We start from the raw sequence: 18,111 nt of genomic DNA, 5'->3' as shown, positions 1-18,111 counted from the left end.
TCCGAGAACTGCGGGAAACTGCGTGGGGAGGCCCATACCCGTGATACTCTGACGACGTGTCAAAAAGAATGGCTATTCGTCGGCTTCGAACCGACTCACGTCCCGCGACGCGAGCGCGACGTTCACGGCCGCGACGTTCTCCGGCACGTCGTGGACGCGGACGATGTCGGCCCCGCGGTCCGCGGCGATGGCCGTCCCGGCGATGGTCGCCGCGAGGTTGTCGCCGGTCTCCTCGCCGACGAGCGTGAACATCGACTTGTGGGAGTGGCCGACGAGAATCGGGCAGCCGAGAGCGCGGAACTCGTCGATTCGGCCGAGGAGTTCGAAGCTCTCCGCCGCCGACTTCCCGAAGCCGAGGCCGGGATCGACGATGATGTTGCGGCGCGGAATGCCCGCTTTTTCGGCGAGGAGAATGCGCTCTGTGAGTTCGTCGATGACGTCTTCGACCACGTCGTCGTAGTCCACGTCTTTGTCGGGAATCACCGGCGCGTCGATGCTGTGCATGACGATAACCGGCACGTCGCGTTCGGCGGCGAGGAACCGCATCTCGGGGTCTTCGAGGCCGGTCACGTCGTTGAGGATGTCGGCACCGGCGTCGAGGGCCGCCTCGGCGACAGCGGCCTTCCGGGTGTCCACGGAGACGAGCGCGTCGAGGTCCGAGATAGCTTCGACGACAGGCGTCACACGGCGAATTTCCTCGTCCACCGGAACCTCGTCGGCACCGGGGCGGGTGCTCTCGCCGCCAACGTCGATGATATCGACGCCCGCGTCCACCATCGCCTGTGCCTGTTCGACGGCGTCGTCGATGTCGTAGAAGTCGCCGCCGTCGTGGAAGCTGTCCGGCGTGACGTTCAGGATGCCCATGACAGAGGTGCCGTCTTCCCACGGGTAGCCGTGGTCGTCCGACGAGACGCGAATGCCGAGTTGCGTCCGAATCTCCTCGGCCAGTTGGGGGAGTGCGTACTGCTGGTCGTGCAGTTTCTCGGTCACGCGGAGGAACTGACTCATCGTCCCCATCAGGACGATGTCGATGAGTTCGCCGCCCGAGTCGTGGCCGGAGGTGGCGCACTCGCCGCCCTCGGCGAGGAAGCCCTCCTTGAGGTACTGCGCCTGTCGGCGCTGAACGCGAGTGTGGACGACGCGATGGACACCTTTGCCGCGCATGTGTTTGATGCCACCCGAGGTGACGTTGGCACGTTCGAGCGTCTCGCCGGAGTCGTCGAGGGTTCGATGTCGCTTCGGAATTATCGCTCGCGTCCACGTCGTCCGGGCCTCTGCGACGCAGTACAGCGACCCGACCACGAGCACGAGGTCGTCTTCGTCGGCGCGGGTGCGTGCTGCGTCGAGCGCAGACGCCACGGCACCGCGAGTCGAGACCGATTCGACCCCGGCGGATTCGAAGACCGACGCGAGGATGTCGGCGTCTTCGGCCCGGGAGATATCGGCTTCGCAGGTGACGACCGAGGCGATATCTGGGAGTTCGGAAATCATCCCGCGGTGGTCCTTGTCGTGCATCGCACCGTAGACGAGGTGCAGGTCGCCGTAGTCGAATTCGTCGAGGACGGTCGCGAGTTCCCTGCATGCGGCCGGGTTGTGTGCACCGTCGAGGACGACGAACGGGTCGGTTCCCATGACTTCGAATCGACCGGGCCAGTGGGCGTTTCGGAGGCCGCGGCGAATCGCCTCGGCGGTGATGTCGGGGGCGACCTGCCGAGCGACGGTCACGGCGATACCGGCGTTTTGGGCTTGGTACGAGCCTAACAGTGGGACTCGAACGTCCAGACTGTCGTCGTCGGTCTCGATTTCGACGGCCGCTTCTTGGTGGTTGACGCGGCCGCCGTACTCGACGCGAACGTCGCTTTCGTCGTCTGCATCCGAGGGATGAACCGTCACCACGTCGCCGACTTCATCGCGGATAACGTCCAGTGCATCGCCCGTCGCGCCGGTTACGAGCGGTGCGTCAGCCGGAGCGACCGCGGCCTTCGTCTTCGCAATCTCCTCGACGGTGTCGCCGAGGATGGCGGTGTGTTCGAGCGAGACGTTCGTGACCGTACTCGCAATGGGGTCGACGACGCTCGTCGCGTCGAGTTCGCCGCCCATCCCGACTTCGAGGACGGCCACGTCCACGTCGGTGCGGGCGAAGTACCAGATTCCGAGCGCGGTCATCGTCTCGAAGAACGTGAGGGGCGTTCCGTCGGCGGCTTGCTCGACGAGATACGGTTTCGCCTCCTCGACAAAGTCCGAGAGCGCCGATTTCGATATCTTTCGACCGTCGACGCGAATGCGTTCGCGCACGTCGTCGAAGTGCGGCGAGGTGTACAGACCGACGCTGCGACCGCTCTCGCGGAGCGTCGATTCGAGCATCCGGGCGGTGCTTCCCTTTCCGTTCGACCCCGCAATCTGCACGAACGAAACGTCCTCGTGGGGGTCGCCGAGGTGAGAAAGTAGCCGCTGTATCGACTCGGTCCCCGGCTTGATTTGGAAGCGCCGGAGGTCGAAAAGGAAGTTCACCGCCTCGTGGTACTCCATACGCGAAAATCCCGTAGGGCGGGCTTAGGCCTAACGCTCCACACCGGGCGCAGTCACTCGTCGATGTGGACGACGAGGACCGGCCGGTGGGCGTTCTCGACGACGCGCTCGGTGACGCTTCCAAGTGCAGTGAGTTTGTCGCGGCCGGTCCGTCCGTGAGTTCCCATCACGACCACGTCGATGTCGTGTTCGTCTGCGTATTCGAGGATAACGCGGTGCGGAACACCCTCACGAACGCCGGTCTTCGTCTCGCACTCGCCTTCGCAGGCTTCGGCGCACGTTTCGACCGCTTCGATAGCGTCGTCTCGAAGCGACTGGATGACCGCGTCCTGCTGGTCGCCGCCCGCGGCGAGGTAGACTCGCTGGTCGACGACCGAGAGGACGTGAACCGTCGACTCCGGCCCGGCGAGTTCGAGCGCGTGGTCGACTGCCTTCATCGTTCCCGGACTCCCATCGGTCGGAACCAAGATATCCTCGTACATACCCCGGAATTCTACTCGCCGCCACTTGAAGTGTCGCGTTGATTTTCACGGACGGGGAGGGCGTTTCGTCGACCGGTAGGCACCGGCCGCCGACTATCACGCGGGTATCGTCTGTCGGTACCGCTCTGTGTCTTCGTGGAAGCAGTCGCCCACGATGACGGCGTCGGCACCGGCGTCGAGAATCTCGTCGGTCTGCTGGCGACGCTTGATTCCGCCGCCGTAGACCAGCGCCGTATCGTCGAGATACTGCGCCGCGGCCGCAACGTCCTCGGGGCCGCCGTAGGTCCCGGAGTACTCGATGTAGAACATCGGGAATTGATAGAACGACTCGGTCGCCAGTGCAGCGCCCGCGACCTCTTCCGGCGTGAAGGTCGTCTCGACGTTCGTCTCCGCGGCCGCTTTCGAATCGAGATTCTGGATGACGTATCCCTCTCCGACAACCTTCTCTGCGAGTTCCGCGACGACCTCGCGCCCTTTCGACGCGACGAGTCCGCCGACGAGTGGAACGCCCGACCCAATCATCTCATCTGGCTTGGCTCCGATTTCGGTGAAAAAGTCGACGTGCTTGCCCACGAAGTTCCCCTTGTCGCCGTTGTAGACTGCCGGAACGAGGAGGTAGTCCACGGCCTCGATAGTCTCCTTGGAGACGTGGTCCGAACTATTCGGCTCTTGAAACAGCGGCAGGTTCGGGAACTCCGACCGAACCCGTTCGATTGCGTCGAGGCAGTTCTCCTCGGTCACCCCGTCCGACCCACCGACGATGACGGCGTCGGTGTGACCGAGCACGCTCGCATCGTCGGGAAATTCCTTCGCTGGATCGACCTTCGTAATGTGGGTCACGTTCCCCCAGTCGAATGACACCATAGGACAGTGTCTGTCGGCCTCATTATCAATCTCTCGAATTGCATTTGAATTTGACATTCTGTGCGACAACGGTCCGAATACGCGTTGATAGGGTCAGAGGTTCCCAGTATCGCCAGTACTATAGTTCGATTTCCGCGGCGCTCGTTGGTGGTCGGTGAGTCAAGTATCGAAAACGAGGTTGGTCAGTGGTGGTGTCGTGACGAAAACACCGTATCCGGGTTACACCCGGCTACGAGTTTCAGACACTAATCGTGCCTGAAACACCGGTGCACTCGCGTTGCTCGTGCACCGAGCTTTAGGCCCTCTTTCGCTCCGCTCAGTCGTGCCTAAAGCACCTCTGTCCGGTGAACACCATCGCAATCCCGCGCTCGTTGCAGGCTTCGATAACGTCGTCGTCGTTTACCGACCCACCGGGCTGGATGACCGCCTCGATACCCGCATCGGCCGCCTTCTCGACGCCGTCCGGGAACGGGAAGAACGCGTCGGAGGCCATGATTGCTCCCTGCGCGTCCTTGCCCTCGGCGTGTTCCTCGGCCTTCATCGACGCGAGTTCGACAGCGTCGACACGGGAGACCTGCCCCATACCGACGCCGACCGTCTCCGTTCCCTTGGCGAAGAGAATACCGTTTGACTTCACGTGCTTCAGGACCTTCCACGCGAACAGCATCGTCTCTAACTGCTCGTCAGTCGGCTCTTTCTCGGTGGCGATTTCGAGGTCTTCGAGCGTCGGCGTCCACATGTCGCGCTCCTGAACGAGTCGCCCGCCGACGAGCGCCTTTTCGGTGTAGGTCTCGGTGCGCTCGCCGAGTTCGCCCACATCGAGGACGCGAAGGTTCTTCTTCTCGGTGAGTACGTCGAGCGCGTCGTCGGTGTAGCCCGGCGCGACGACGACTTCCTTGAACGAGTCGATGATGAGTTCGGCCGTCTCGGCGTCGCACTCGCGGTTGAGGGCGACGATGCCGCCGAAGGCGCTCATCGGGTCCGTGGCGAGCGCGTCGGCGTAGGCTTCCGCGAGGGTGTCGGCCGTGGCACAGCCGGCGGGGTTGGTGTGCTTGATGACCGCCGCGGCAGGCTCGTCGAACTCCTTGATGAGGTTGAGCGCGCCGTCGGCGTCGTTGTAGTTGTTGTACGACAGGCCCTTCGCGCCCTCGTTGAGCTGGGGTGCGCCGACGACAGAGGCCTCGTCGCACGTCTCGTCCACGTAGACAGCGGCGTCCTGATGCGGGTTCTCACCGTACCGGAGCGTGTCGTAGCGGTCTTCGGAGGTAACGCGGCGCTCGGGAAGTCCGGCGTCAACGTCGCCCTCGACGGTGACCGAATCGTCTTCGACCGTTACGCGGCCCTCGGCGAACCAGCGGACTGCGCGCGGGTAGGCCTTGAACTCGGCCTCGTAGAGGACACGGTGCTTCAGGTCGTCTTCGTCGTCGTCGCCGTAGACGGGGACGGCCTCCTGTGTGACGATTGGGCCGCCGTCGACTTCCTCGTTGACGACGTGGACCGTACAGCCGGTCGTCTTGACGCCCGCGTCGAGAACCTGCTCGTGGGCGTTCATCCCGGGGAACGCGGGGAGAAGCGAGGGGTGGACGTTGAGTGTCGTCGGAGCCTCTTCGAGGAACGTCGCGGTGAGAACGCGCATGTAGCCGTCCAGACAGACGATGTCGAAGTCGTAGTCTGCGAGCGCGTCGAGGATGCGCTGTTCGTGTGATTCGCGGGACTCGTCGTCGCCGCGCTCGACGACTTCTGTCGGGATACCGTGCTCGGCAGCCCAATCGAGGATGGGTGCCTCGGCGCGGTTCGAGACGACGACGCCGAGGTCGGCCCCGCCCGGAGCGCGGTCGGCGATGTTGCGGAGGTTTCGTCCACGGTTGCTGGCGAGTCCGGCGATGGTGAGCATGTGAAAGAGGCGTGTCGCAGTCCTCAAAGTGGTTGCGGTCCGAGCGGGCAAATATATCCTCGTTTGTGTATATGTACTCGGAGACTTCGGACAAAATGGGCGACAAATATTCACACCTATGCCTAAATTCGTGTTCCGGCGTGGAGCCGAACCACCACCGTTTAACCCTCCGCACCGAGTCAGGTCAGCCATGACCGACGCCGACCGGAACGACCCGCTGTATGCGGTGTCGCCGCTCGACGGGCGCTACGCCTCCCGAACAGCACCGCTGGCACCGCACGTGAGCGAGGCCGCGCTCATGCGTGCTCGCGTGCACGTTGAAGTCGAATATCTCCTCGCGCTGGCCGACCTCGACGAGACGCCGCTTTCGTTTTCGGACGCCGAGCGCGCGGACCTCAGAGCGCTCTACGAGGAGTTCGACGCCGACGACGCCGACCTCGTCAAGCGCCTCGAAGTCGAGGGCGCAGAAGGGTTCTCGGCGACGAACCACGACGTGAAGGCCGTCGAGTACTTCATCCGCACCGAGACGCCGGAGTCGGTCCACCCGTGGATTCACTTCGGGCTGACCTCCGAGGACGTGAACAACCTCTCACACCGCTTGATGGTCAAGGGAGCCGTCGAAGAAGTCCTCGTGCCCGAACTCCGCGAAGTCCGCGACGAACTCGTCGCGCTCGCACAGGAGTACCGCGACGTGCCGATGCTCGCACGAACCCACGGCCAACCCGCCACGCCAACGACGTTCGGCAAGGAGATGGCCGTCTACGCCGCTCGCGTTGGTCGCGCACTCGCCCGCATCGAAGCCGCAAACGACGCGATTTCGGGCAAGCTCGCCGGTGCATCGGGGACCTACGCGGCCCACGTCGCCGCCTACCCCGAGGTCGATTGGCGCGCATTCTCCCGCGAGTTCGTCTCGTCGCTCGGCTTCGAACACACCGCGCTGGCGACACAGGTCAACCCCTGTGACGACCTCGCATCCCTGTTCGACGCCTTCCGCGGCGTCAACAACGTTATTCTCGACCTCGACCGCGACGCGTGGCTCTACGTCTCGGACCGCTATCTTGGACAGGAGGCCGTCGAGGGCGAAACCGGCTCGTCGACCATGCCGCACAAGGTCAACCCAATCGACTTCGAGAACTCCGAGGGCAACCTCTCGAAGGCGAACTCGGACCTCACGTTCCTCGCGGACTACGTGACCACCTCGCGCCTCCAGCGCGACCTCTCGGATTCGACCGTCAAACGAAACATCGGAGCCGCGTTCGCCCACTCGCTTATCGGCTACAAGAAGACGCTGGCCGGACTCGGCAAGGTCGTCCCGAACGAACACGTCATGCGCGAGGAACTCGACGACACGCCCGCTATCATCGGCGAAGCGGTCCAGACGATTCTCCGACGCGAGGGCGACACGCAGGCCTACGAGCGGGTGAAGGAACTCACTCGTGGCCGCGAAGTGACCCTCGACGACTTCCACGACCTGTTTGCCGACCTCGACGTGAGCGAGGAGACGCGCGAGGAACTGCTGGCGCTCACGCCTGCGACCTACGTCGGACTCGCCGACGAACTCGTCGACGACATCGACAACTAACTGGGCACCTCTTTTTACGATGCTGCGGTGCGAGCGACTGCTCTCGCGGAGTATCTAGTTCTTCAGAAACGTACCGCGGATGCCGGCCAACTGGGCACGGTCGTCAGCCGGTAGCGGTACTGGCACGGGATTCGGTGAACGCCGACACGGTTGGGCTGGACAGTTGGTCCGCACGAGGCGGCGCGTCATGGGCTGGTAGGACGACGCGGGGCGTCCACCGTACTATCAATTATTTACTCAGCATAGAATAAGTCTTTTGGTGGGGTGGTGCGTTTGTCCGAGTATGAAAGCTATCGCCGTCAAGCGCGGGAAAGAAAAACCGGTCGTCATCGAGAAACCGAGACCGGAACCCGAGGCAGGGGAGGCACTCGTTCGGACACTCCGTGTCGGAGTGGACGGAACTGACCACGAGGTCATCGCTGGGGGACATGGGGGATTTCCTGAGGGGGAAGACCACCTCGTCATCGGTCACGAAGCAGTCGGTGTCGTGGTCGACCCCAACGACTCCGAGTTAGAAGAAGGCGACATCGTCGTGCCCACGGTCCGCCGCCCGCCCGAATCGGGAACGAACGAGTACTTCGAGAAGGACCAACCCGACATGGCTCCCGACGGCGCGTACGTCGAACGCGGCATCGTCGGCGCGCACGGCTACATGTCCGAATACTTCACCAGTCCCGCGAAGTACCTGATTCGTATCCCCCGTTCGCAAGCAGAACTCGGCTTTCTCATCGAACCTCTCTCTATCACCGAAAAGGCGCTCGAACACGCCTACGCGACCCGGTCGGCGTTCGACTGGGACCCCTCGTCCGCGCTCGTTCTCGGAAACGGCAGTCTCGGTCTGCTGACGCTTGCGATGCTGAAAGCTGACGACAAGGCCTACGAGTCGCTCTACTGTCTGGGCCGCCGCGACCGTCCCGACCCGACCATCGACATCATCGAAAAGCTCGGCGGCACATACGTCGATTCGCGAGAGACACCGGTCGACGAGATTCCGGAGACACACGAGCATATGGACTTCATCTACGAGGCGACGGGCTTCCCAAAGCACCCGATTCAGTCGGTCCAGGCGCTGGCTCCGAACGGCGTGGCTGCCCTCCTCGGCGTCCCGAACGACTGGTCGTTCGAAGTCGACGCCGGGGCGTTCCACCGTGAGATGGTGCTGCACAACAAGGCACTCGTCGGGAGCGTCAACTCCCACGTTCGCCACTTCGAGGCCGCGACAGTCACGTTCACGAAGCTTCCGCGGTGGTTCCTCGACGACCTCGTCACTGGCGTCTATCCGGTTTCGGAGTTCGAGGAAGCGTTCGACGACGACGACACCACTATAAAAACGGCCATCGAATTCGGCACTGTATGAAGAACGTCGACGACCTCATCGCCAGCGCGGCCGAGCTGGCGGACCGAGGTCTCTCGAAAGGAGAGATTGCAGACGAACTCAACGTCTCGCGTGAAACGGCGAGCTGGTTGGTCGAGCGGAGTGGTACCGCGACCGAACCCGAACCCGTCGAAGAGCCGGACGGCCCGCACGACATTCACGTCGACTGGAACGCCATCGGAAGCGGTGGCGCTCGCCTCACGTACGTCGGTCGCGCGCTCGCCGACTTGCTGACCGAGTCCAACGGCCCTGCCGAGGTCACAGTCGGTATCGAGAAAGCTGGCGTCCCCCTTGCGACCGTCGTCTCCCGCGAACTGGAGACCTCGCTCGGGTCGTACTCCCCCGCCAAGCACCAGTGGGACGAAGGCGACATCGACGACATCAGCGGTGGCTTCTCTCGAAACTTCGCGCCGGTCGAAGGTCGCGAGTGTTTCATCGTCGACGACACCGTGACCAGCGGTACGACGCTGAAAGAGACCATCGAGGCCATCCGCGCCGAGGGTGGCGTCCCGCTCGCCTGTGTCGTCATCGTCGACAAACAGGGCGTCGAGGAAATCGACGGCGTCCCCGTTCACTCGCTTATCAACGTCGTCCGCGTCGGCGAGCAGTAACGTCCGCAGCGACGCGACGTATTCCGCGATGCGACGCTTCCCGTGCCGCAACGCCTTCTGTGACGTGGGCCTCCCGTGACGCGACGCTTTCTGTGATGCACCGGTTTCTGTGACGTAACGCAGTCTACGACGCAACCCATTTGTCGTCGCGGCCGCTACGTGGTGCCATGACGTTCCAACCGGAGAGTTTCGACCCAGACGAGGTCGACGCCCGCGTCGAGGAAGCCATCGAAAACAACCACGTCGTCCTGTTCATGAAGGGGAATCGCCTGATGCCCCAGTGTGGCTATTCCGCGAAGGCTCTCGAACTCATCTCGACGTACGTCGACGAATTCGAGACAGTCGACGTCCTCCCAGCGCTTCCCCACTTCCGTGAGGCACTCGACGACCGGAGTGGCTGGGAGACCATCCCCCAAACGTTCGTCGACGGCGAGTTCATTGGCGGGAGCGACATTCTCGAAGAACTCGACGAGCGCGGCGAACTCGAAGCGACACTCACTAACGCCAACTAATCGCCCGACTGCAGGGGGATTGTTCCAACGGATAGCCATCAAATCGAAAGGGGAGGCAATATAAGCCTTCACTGCGTAAGACAACACAGGTATCGAAACCGCGTGTGCCCGCACCGTGGCTCATCGTCGATACCGAAGCCAACAATGTCAGGCCGCGTATATCGACTTCATTCGACGCTGGAACTGCCACTCGAAGAGGTAATGGATTACTTCGAGAACGACCCCGACCTCCCACCGGAGGTTGAGGACGTGGACATCACGCGCCGCAACAACACTCTCATCATCAAGGCCGTCTCCGCCGACGACAACCTCAGCAAGTACACGCCGACGGCCCAACTGAAAGCGAGTGTGACCGAGAATCGCGTGTACGAGGAGGAGCCACCCCGTGCGGGTGCGCCAGCCTGGGGGGAAGAAGAAGAGGAGATTCCGTCCGAACTCGTAGAGTTCGCCTGTTTCAAAGGCGACCTCGAAACCGTACTGCAGAACACCGCGCTTCAGTACCCCATGTTCCTCGTTCTTCGGGAGATTGCCCTGTTGTCCGAGAAGGGGACGCTAACCGCGATTACGGAAGACGACGGCGACCTGCAAGCCACGCGCATCGTCGAGGGCGAGACGCGTGCTGCCTCGGTCGAAGTCGTCGAGAACCCACAGCAAAACTCGTCCGGTGACAGCGGTGTCAACTGGCGCGACAACAAGTTCATCTCCTGACCTCGCTCGGTCTCTCGTCTCGTACCCGACGATGAACTGAGTGTGCGGCCAGACCCTTGTTTTGTGGTAGCACTCGACAACGGCCTCCGCGGACAAAAGGAATTTATGGCGCGTAATTATATGTAATTACGAGTCATGTCGCAAGCCTTCCCAGACTACCTCGACGTCGACTACACCGACGGTGAGGGGGAGACGCCGGACGACTACCCGAGTATCGAGGACAAAATCGAAAAAGCCATCGAAGTCACGAAGCAGGGCCTCGAACAGTACGAGAACCCCGCCGTCATGTGGACTGGTGGGAAGGACTCGACGCTTACGCTCTACTTCATCAAGGAAGTCGCAGAGAAGTACGACCTCGAAGTCCCGCCGGCGGTCTTCATCGACCACTACCAGCACTTCGACGAAATCATGGACTTCGTCAAGCACTGGGCCGAGGAGTGGGACCTCGACGTCATCTGGGCGCGTAACGAGGATGTCGGCGAGTACGTCGACGAGCACGGTCTCGAACCCGGCGACGATATCGACGTCTCGGAACTCTCCGAGCACAACCAGCACCACATCCGCAACATTCTGGAGTACGAAGAGGACACCTTCCCGTTCCTCCTCGACACTTACGTCGGCAACCACCTCCTGAAGACCGTCGCGCTCAACGACACGCTCGAAGAGTACGACATCGACGGCGTCATCTCCGGCGTCCGCTGGGACGAACAGGAAGCCCGTGCCGACGAGACGTTCTTCAGCCCCCGCCACGACCCCGACATCTACCCGCCGCACGACCGCATTCAACCCATCCTCCAGTTCGAAGAGAGCGCCGTTTGGGACGCCTTCTGGTACTTCGCGGTCCCGGACACTGTCGAGAACTACCCCGACGACGGCTACGTCCCCGAGAGCGACACCGACCTTCCCGAGGGCGTCGAGCAGGAAGACATCCCGGTCTCGCCGAAGTACTTCGCCGGCTTCCGCAGCCTCGGCAGCGAGGTTTCGACGGACAAGTCCGCCGAAGAGCCGGCGTGGAAACAGGACATGGCGAACACGACCGAGCGCGCGGGCCGCGCCCAGGACAAAGAAGACCTGATGGAGCGCCTGCGCGACCTCGGCTACATGTAACACGCGGCGACCATTCTTCGACGGTCGAGTCTTCTTTCGACGGTCGTTTCTTCTTGCCTAACAGTCGATAATGGGTCCTTACCGACTCGTTAGCGCGAAAACATAGATATCCGCTCCACCCGATGGATGACCTATGGTTGTTGCCTTCCCGGAGTATCTCGACCTCGATTACAGCGCAGGCCGAGACCAGACCGCGTCCGACTATCCGACCCTCGAAGACAAACTCGAAAAGGCCGCCGAAGTCACTGCGACGGCGCTCGAACAGTACGAAAACCCCGCCGTCATGTGGACTGGTGGGAAGGATTCGACTGTCGTCCTCTACGTCGTCCGTGAAGTTGCGGCCGACATGGGCGTGCCCGTCCCCCCAGTCGTCTTCATCGACCACTTCGAGCACTTCGACGAGACTGAGGCGTTCGTCCACGAGTGGACCGAAAAGTGGGACCTCGACCTCATCGTCGCCCGCAACGAGGACATCGCCCGCCTCGATGCCGACCCAGGGGACGAACTCGCCCTGTCAGACCTGAGCGAAGAGACCCGGCGCGAACTCGACCGCCTCGGCTACGAAGGTGACACGCTCGTCCTCGACGCCGATACCTTCGAGGGGAATCACCTCCTGAAGACCGTCGCCCTCAACGACGTGATTTCGGACCACGAGTTCGACGGCATCTTCTCGGGCGTCCGCTGGGACGAACAGGAAGCCCGCGCCGACGAGACGTTCTTCAGCCCCCGCCACGAGTCCGAGAAATACCCGCCACACGACCGCGTGCACTCGATTCTCCAGTTTGAGGAGGCGGACGTGTGGGCGGCGTTCTGGAACTACATCGTCCCCGACTCCGTCGATGGATATCCGGTGGGCCACGTCCCCAAAACGTCAGACGACCTCCCGGAGGGAATCACTCCCTCCGACCTTCCCGTGTCGCCGAAATACTTCGAGGGCTACCGCTCGCTCGGCACTGAATCCGGGTCGGCGAAGACGGAAGACCGCCCGGCGTGGGTGCAGGACCTCGGAGCGAGCAAGGAGCGTGAGGGCAGAGCGCAGGACAAAGAAGACCTGATGGGACGGCTTCGGGACTTGGGATACATGTAGAAATATATACATTAAAACACTCACGAGGCACACCCGTGCCCTCGCTTGACCCTCCACAACGACGCCTCATTGTCCTCTCACTCGGTGCCGCGGTCCTCTTCGCGGCCATCTTCGCGCCCATCGGGTCCGTCTTTTGGACTTACGAGTACACCGCCGACACCATCGAACCGACCGACCCGGACCTCGATTCGTGGCTGTATTGGCCGGAGAAGACCGTTTCGTGTGTGAGCCATTGCCGTCTCGCATCGACTGTCAAGGAAGGTGGTCCGCGCGTCGTCCCGAGTTCGACGTACTGGAATGCCAAGGAGTTCGACAGAGAGTACACGCTCATCGTGTTTCCCGACTCCGACCCTGCGTTCTACAAACCGAACGTCACACACTACGAGAACAGCACGGTTCGTGTTGCGCTGACTCCGGTTTCGAACGCCACGGCGCTCGAACTCGCGTCCACTCCGGCCAGTGATTTCCCACAGGGCGTGCAGCGAATCGTTCGAGAAGGGACGGTTCACACGAGTCGTCAACTCACAGGAATCGACCGCTGGGGACGAACGCGTGCTATCGTCTCCGACGATGGGACGTATTACCACCACCACAATAGAACGTCTCGGAGAAGCATGGAAGGCGCACCGTTCATGGTCCGAATGGCCCTCTTTTTCACTGGAGTTGGGCTCTGCTACTGGGCCGGTCGAATCGACTGACATCTCTGTGCGTCCCCGAGTAAGCCGAAACTCCACACCGTAGCGCCTATCTCCTCCAACCCGCTATCGCCCCCATGGAATCCGAGTGGGTCAGCCTCTTCTCCGGCGGGAAGGACTCCTCGTGGGCGCTTTACCGCGCGCTCGAAGAGGGACTGAACGTCTCCCGTCTCCTGACCGTCCACCCAAGCGACGACTCGTATATGTACCACGTCCCCGCGACGGACCTCACCGCCCTCGCGGCCGAGAGCATCGGCATCGAGCAGGTGAACGTCCATCCCGGTGACCTCGATGCGGCCGCCGCCGAGGACTCCGGCGCGCAGGGCGACGCGGAACTCGAACCCCTCGAAGCGGCCGTCTCGGACCTCCAGTCGGAATTCGACGTTGCGGGCGTCACCGCGGGCGCTATCGAAAGCGAGTTCCAGACGAACCGGATTCAGGGGATGTGTGACCGCCTCGGAATCGACCTCTTCGCCCCGCTGTGGCAGGAAGACCCGTGGGACCTCGGTCACGCGATGCTCGACGCCGGCTTCGAAATCACGCTGATTCAGGTCGCGGCGCACGGCCTCGACGAGTCGTGGCTCGGCCGAACCCTCGACGCCGACGCGCTCGACGAACTCGCTGAGCTCAACGACGACTACGGCGTCCACATCCTCGGCGAAGGCGGGGAGTTCGAGACGTTCGTCACCGACGGCCCGCATATGGACCGCCCAATCGAACTCGAATACGAGACGGTGTGGGAACGGACGCGCGGCCACCTCGACATTACCGACGCGTACCTCGGCTGAGTCCGACAGACTGTTTCCGACCTAACGAAGCACGGCTCAGTTATCGCCGTAGATGAGTTCCATGTCAGGTCGCTCCGTGCCGAGATAGTGCGCCCACACGAACGCGTGTTGAAACAGCGCCACGACGAGTGCCACGTGCGAACTGAGGAGGAAGGCGAGGCTCCAGAGCCCGAGAAACGCGAAGGTGTACATCGCGTTCGGCGTCCAGCGAAACGCTCCCTCGTCGACGAGAGGCGTCTCGCGGAACGTGCCTCGGAAATGGTCGCCGCCGAGTGCACGTTTGAGGCCGAAATAGCGGACTATTGACCAGCCAGTGTACAGCGCCGGAACGAGCAGCCCGACACCGAAGACGAGTTCGAGCCACCGGGGAAGCGCGAGGGTAAACGGGTCGGCGAGACCTGCGGCGACAACGACGACAGGCCGAGCAATCAGCATCGGAAAGAAAAGCAGTCCGTGGACAGTCAGGTCACGCTCGCCAAACCACCGAGTGAGAATTCCCCAGCCGAGTTGCCCTCGAAACGTGAGCCACACGTACAGTTGATGGACGATGCCGATGCCGAGGCCGGCCCAGAACCACGCCGTGTCTGTCACGCCGAGCCACGACCCGTCGCCCAGTGCAGGCACTGCAAGCGCCCACGCGACGGAAGCGAGAATGACTGCGGCCGCAACGTGAAGCATCTGCCCTCGAAACAGAAACCGTACCGAACGCGCCTCTGGAAACGTGATTTCGTCTACTGAGCCGGCCATTACGTCCAGAAGTCGCGCTATTCTATCGTAAAACTGTACCAGCGTCGACGAAAATGAGTCCCGACCAGCTTACTCTTTGTGCCCGTTCGTCAACTGCGAGTGCGCGCCGATGAGCGCGTTCGAGAGGTCGAGGTTCTCGATTCGAGTCTCTTCGTCGACGATAGAGCCCTTGAGTTCGGCGTTCCGAATGGTCGCACCGGGGAAGACGACCGACTCTTCGAGGTGCGAGTCCTCGACGACTGCGTCGGCCATCACGTGGACATTCGTCCCGAGTGTCGAGTTTTCGACGGTCGCACTCTCGTGTACGAAGTTCTCGCCGCCGAGATACCACGCGACTGCGTCGAGGTAGCTCTGGGGAGTGCCGATGTCGAACCACGCGTCGTCGAAGGTGTACGCGAAGAGGTCACCGTTCTTCTGGAGCCACTGCATGAACCACCCGGGTTCGTCGGGGTTGTTGTCTCCCGCGAGGTACTCGTCGAACTTCGGGAGGTCGTCTGCCGGGAGCGCGTAGCAGGCAATCGAGACGAGCGTGCTCTTTGGGTCCTCGGGCTTTTCCTGGAAGTCGATGACGCGGTCGCCATCGAGTTGCACGAGCCCGTAGGATTTCGCGCGTTCGCGGCTCCCCACGTCGTAGGCGGCTAGACACGGCGCTTCCTTCTCGTAGAAGAAGTCGACGAAGTCGCCAACGTCGAAGCTGATGAGGTTGTCGCCAGCGATGACGACGAGGTCTTCGTCGACTTCCTCGCGGTCGATGAGTTGGGCGAGCGCACCAACGACACCGAACTTCTCGTCTTCGGCACTCGTGTCTTCGACAGAGAGCGTCGGCTTTTGGAACGGGGAGTCGGCGAGATACTCCTCGAACGCATCGGCGAAGCGCTCGTTCGTACTCACGAACACCTCCGAGACGCGGTCGTCGGCCTCGAGATCCTCGAAGATTGTGTCGATGACGGTGTCTTCGCCCACCGGCAAGAACATCTTCGGACGGTGTTTCGTAATCGGCCACAGACGCGTCGCGTACCCACCTGCAAGGACGACTGCTTTCATACCATTGAGGTCCCGCCACGAGTTCAAGGTCTTTTTGCATCTTCTCTATTCTGCTGACAATTTGCAGTCCGATTGGGCAGAAGGGATTTTCCCCTCGCCTCCCAAGGAGTCGATATGACCGACCGGGAGTCTTCTGCGACGACTCGACAGCGTATCGCCGACGCGCTCCGTTCTGACCCCGCCACAGCCTCCGAGCTTTCGACGACGGTTGGTGTTCCTGCCTCCTCGGTGTACGGCCATCTCCAGCACGTCGCGCGGTCGATTCACGGCGACGACGACGAACAATTCCTCGTCGCCCCGCCGGAGTGCCGAGACTGCGGCTTCAGCGCCTTCGACGACCCGGTGAACTACCCCTCGCGGTGTCCCGAGTGCCGAAGCGAAGGTATCGAAGAAGCCGTGTTCAAAATCGAGTAGCGACGCTCAGAACTGCGCGATATTTCTGTTGTGGTACTCGAGGTGCGTCCCGTCGAGTTCGTGGTCCTCGCGGAGGTGTAACGTCGTTCCGTCGAGTGACTGTTCGTACGCATGCGAGATTGTGAGTGTGTCCGGGTCGACTGCAATCGTTCCGTAATCGAAGTCCGCGTGGTGGTCCGGACAGAGCACGAGCAGGTTCGCACGAACGTCTGGCCCCTCGTGTGGTTTTCCGAGTGGTTTGAGGTGATGGGCTTCAGCATACCCTTGGTCGACCGTTCGGCGGCGACGTGCGCCGCAGACTTGACAGGTGTAGGAATACTGCTCTTTCAAATCGAGGGCCTGCTGTGTGTTCCGAATGATTCTGCTTCGGGTCGATTCGATTCGCTCAGGAGAAGCCAAGTCCGCTCCTGCTTCGACTGGGTCTACCTGCTCGCGTGCGTCCCGGCGTCGCTGGAGCGTAAACCGAAACACGTCCCGGTCGCTCGAATCGAACGGTCCCTTTTCGCAGCGAAGGACTTCGACTTTTCCTTGGTATTCCCACCTGTCATCGCCGCTCCCTCGGTGAAAAAAGAAGATTGGGAGCGGTGCATCGATTGCATTTGCGAGGTATTTGTTCCCCGCGGTGAGCGTTTGGTCTCCGGTGCGCCCTTCACCGATATAGGTGAACTGCCCTCCCGTAACGTCGTCGGCGTACGGACCGGTTTCCGAAGAGAACAGTCGGAGATACCGCTGGTCGTCCTCGTCGTAACAAATCTCGATTCCGCGGCCGGTCATCCCTCGGTCGAACCGGCGCTCGAGTTCCGCCCCGTCAAGTTTCTCACCCGGCCCGAGCGAGAGTTCAGAGAGTTTCACAAGAGCGCTAACGACCGACCTGTCAAAGAATATTGCTTCTACAGCCGGTCGTGGTGTCGTCTTTCCTACGCGAGACCCAACTCGTCCAGCAACGTCTGCGCCCCTGCCGCGGACGACCCCGGGCCGCGGGCAGTAATCAGGTCGCCGTCGACAGTGACACTCGTCTCGCTGTCGAGTTCAGCGTCCCAGTTGCCGCCTGCGGCCTTCACCTCGTCTTCGACCCAGTACGGGAGCTTTCGACCGTCTGGCATCAGGTCGTCGTCGACGATGTCTGCCTCCCACTCGTTCGGGAAGCCAGTCACGTCGCGGCCGTCGACGAGGGACGAGCCGTCGGCTTCGCGGGTGAACGCGAGGATACCGACCGCGTGGCAGACGACGAGGGCCTTACTCTCGTCGCCCGCGACAGCCTGCAAGAGCGCCTGTCGAGCGTGTCGGTCCTGATTGATGTCCCAGGCGGTTCCGTGGCCGCCGGGGAACACGACTGCGTCGTACTCGCGGGCGTCGACCGCCGCGAGTTTCTCGGGATTTTGCAGTCGGCCGTCGGTTTCGTGGACCTCCATGACGTGCTCGGCGAGTTCTTCACCGACAGCATCGGGGTCGACAGAGCGCTCGTCGACGACCGGAACGCCGCCTGTCGGTGTTGCAACGGTGATATCGACGCCCGCGTCGGTCAGCGTCGTCAGTGGTTCGATACACTCCTCGCCCCAGTAGCCATGCTCGCTTACGATAAAGAGTGCTGACGTCATCGACGCGAGGTACGGACTGGCGATAAAAAGGCGGCCGGGAGGCGGAAACCCGCTGTGGGTTCTCGCCGAATCGG

The 18,111-nt window shown here is 62.2% G+C and carries 18 protein-coding genes; 10 read left to right on the top strand and 8 right to left on the bottom strand.

Going from position 1 to position 18,111, the window contains the following annotated elements; all coding sequences use genetic code 11:
* Positions 1–72: 72 nt before the first annotated feature.
* The 4 genes from folP to purH all read right to left on the bottom strand — a co-directional run bounded on the left by folP (position 73) and on the right by purH (position 5,769).
* On the bottom strand, positions 73–2,529 hold the full coding sequence (gene folP, locus C453_RS07635) for a dihydropteroate synthase (RefSeq protein WP_008323691.1): 2,457 nt from the start codon (positions 2,527–2,529) through the stop codon (positions 73–75).
* Between the two features lie 53 nt (positions 2,530–2,582).
* Positions 2,583–3,011: a universal stress protein gene (locus C453_RS07630; RefSeq protein WP_008323690.1), complete on the bottom strand. Its 429-nt coding sequence runs from the start codon at positions 3,009–3,011 to the stop codon at positions 2,583–2,585.
* A 96-nt stretch (positions 3,012–3,107) separates the two neighbouring features.
* Positions 3,108–3,872, bottom strand: a complete 765-nt coding sequence (locus C453_RS07625) for a heptaprenylglyceryl phosphate synthase (RefSeq protein ID WP_008323689.1) — start codon at positions 3,870–3,872, stop codon at positions 3,108–3,110.
* A 319-nt stretch (positions 3,873–4,191) separates the two neighbouring features.
* Entirely contained in the window at positions 4,192–5,769 is a 1,578-nt protein-coding gene (gene purH, locus C453_RS07620; RefSeq protein ID WP_008323687.1) for a bifunctional phosphoribosylaminoimidazolecarboxamide formyltransferase/IMP cyclohydrolase, read from the bottom strand.
* A 190-nt stretch (positions 5,770–5,959) separates the two neighbouring features.
* Here purH and purB point away from each other — a divergent pair, with 190 nt between their 5' ends.
* The 9 genes from purB (at position 5,960) to C453_RS07575 (ending at position 14,234) form a co-directional block, all read left to right on the top strand.
* The gene (gene purB, locus C453_RS07615) at positions 5,960–7,351 is read left to right on the top strand and encodes an adenylosuccinate lyase (RefSeq protein ID WP_008323686.1); all 1,392 of its coding nucleotides are present in this window, start codon (positions 5,960–5,962) and stop codon (positions 7,349–7,351) included.
* A 283-nt stretch (positions 7,352–7,634) separates the two neighbouring features.
* Complete coding sequence (locus C453_RS07610) at positions 7,635–8,708, top strand: glucose 1-dehydrogenase (protein ID WP_008323685.1); 1,074 nt, start codon at positions 7,635–7,637, stop codon at positions 8,706–8,708.
* Positions 8,705–9,337 (top strand): transcriptional regulator GfcR, encoded by a 633-nt coding sequence (gene gfcR, locus C453_RS07605; protein WP_008323684.1) that lies wholly within the window; start codon positions 8,705–8,707, stop codon positions 9,335–9,337. The genes C453_RS07610 and gfcR overlap by 4 nt, the downstream gene beginning before the upstream one ends.
* Before the next feature lie 167 nt (positions 9,338–9,504).
* A complete protein-coding gene (locus tag C453_RS07600) occupies positions 9,505–9,849 on the top strand; it encodes a glutaredoxin family protein (RefSeq protein WP_008323683.1) in 345 nt (114 codons plus the stop codon).
* A gap of 144 nt (positions 9,850–9,993) precedes the next feature.
* On the top strand, positions 9,994–10,557 hold the full coding sequence (locus tag C453_RS07595; RefSeq protein WP_008323682.1) for a DUF7110 family protein: 564 nt from the start codon (positions 9,994–9,996) through the stop codon (positions 10,555–10,557).
* A gap of 135 nt (positions 10,558–10,692) precedes the next feature.
* Positions 10,693–11,664, top strand: a complete 972-nt coding sequence (locus tag C453_RS07590) for a phosphoadenosine phosphosulfate reductase family protein (RefSeq protein ID WP_008323681.1) — start codon at positions 10,693–10,695, stop codon at positions 11,662–11,664.
* A 133-nt stretch (positions 11,665–11,797) separates the two neighbouring features.
* Positions 11,798–12,751, top strand: a complete 954-nt coding sequence (locus C453_RS07585; protein ID WP_008323680.1) for a phosphoadenosine phosphosulfate reductase family protein — start codon at positions 11,798–11,800, stop codon at positions 12,749–12,751.
* A 35-nt stretch (positions 12,752–12,786) separates the two neighbouring features.
* Positions 12,787–13,449, top strand: a complete 663-nt coding sequence (locus C453_RS07580) for a hypothetical protein (protein WP_008323679.1) — start codon at positions 12,787–12,789, stop codon at positions 13,447–13,449.
* A gap of 74 nt (positions 13,450–13,523) precedes the next feature.
* Complete coding sequence (locus C453_RS07575; protein WP_008323678.1) at positions 13,524–14,234, top strand: diphthine--ammonia ligase; 711 nt, start codon at positions 13,524–13,526, stop codon at positions 14,232–14,234.
* 36 nt (positions 14,235–14,270) lie between these two features.
* Here the strand turns inward: C453_RS07575 and C453_RS07570 are convergent, their stop codons facing one another.
* Together C453_RS07570 and C453_RS07565 are read right to left on the bottom strand one after the other, a co-directional pair.
* Positions 14,271–14,912: a methyltransferase gene (locus C453_RS07570; RefSeq protein ID WP_008323677.1), complete on the bottom strand. Its 642-nt coding sequence runs from the start codon at positions 14,910–14,912 to the stop codon at positions 14,271–14,273.
* Positions 14,913–15,050: 138 nt separating this feature from the next.
* A complete protein-coding gene (locus C453_RS07565) occupies positions 15,051–16,025 on the bottom strand; it encodes a sugar phosphate nucleotidyltransferase (protein WP_008323676.1) in 975 nt (324 codons plus the stop codon).
* A 114-nt stretch (positions 16,026–16,139) separates the two neighbouring features.
* Between C453_RS07565 and C453_RS07560 the strand changes: the two genes are divergently transcribed.
* The gene (locus C453_RS07560) at positions 16,140–16,439 is read left to right on the top strand and encodes a transcriptional regulator (RefSeq protein ID WP_007539256.1); all 300 of its coding nucleotides are present in this window, start codon (positions 16,140–16,142) and stop codon (positions 16,437–16,439) included.
* 6 nt (positions 16,440–16,445) lie between these two features.
* On the opposite strand, the gene C453_RS07555 is transcribed toward C453_RS07560, so the two are convergent.
* Together C453_RS07555 and C453_RS07550 are read right to left on the bottom strand one after the other, a co-directional pair.
* Positions 16,446–17,291, bottom strand: a complete 846-nt coding sequence (locus C453_RS07555) for an HNH endonuclease (protein WP_008323675.1) — start codon at positions 17,289–17,291, stop codon at positions 16,446–16,448.
* A 65-nt stretch (positions 17,292–17,356) separates the two neighbouring features.
* On the bottom strand, positions 17,357–18,037 hold the full coding sequence (locus tag C453_RS07550; protein WP_008323674.1) for a type 1 glutamine amidotransferase domain-containing protein: 681 nt from the start codon (positions 18,035–18,037) through the stop codon (positions 17,357–17,359).
* Positions 18,038–18,111 lie beyond the last annotated feature (74 nt).

This window comes from Haloferax elongans ATCC BAA-1513, assembly GCF_000336755.1.
GTDB classification, from domain to species: Archaea; Halobacteriota; Halobacteria; order Halobacteriales; family Haloferacaceae; genus Haloferax; species Haloferax elongans.
This window is presented reverse-complemented; position numbering and strand designations above follow the sequence as displayed.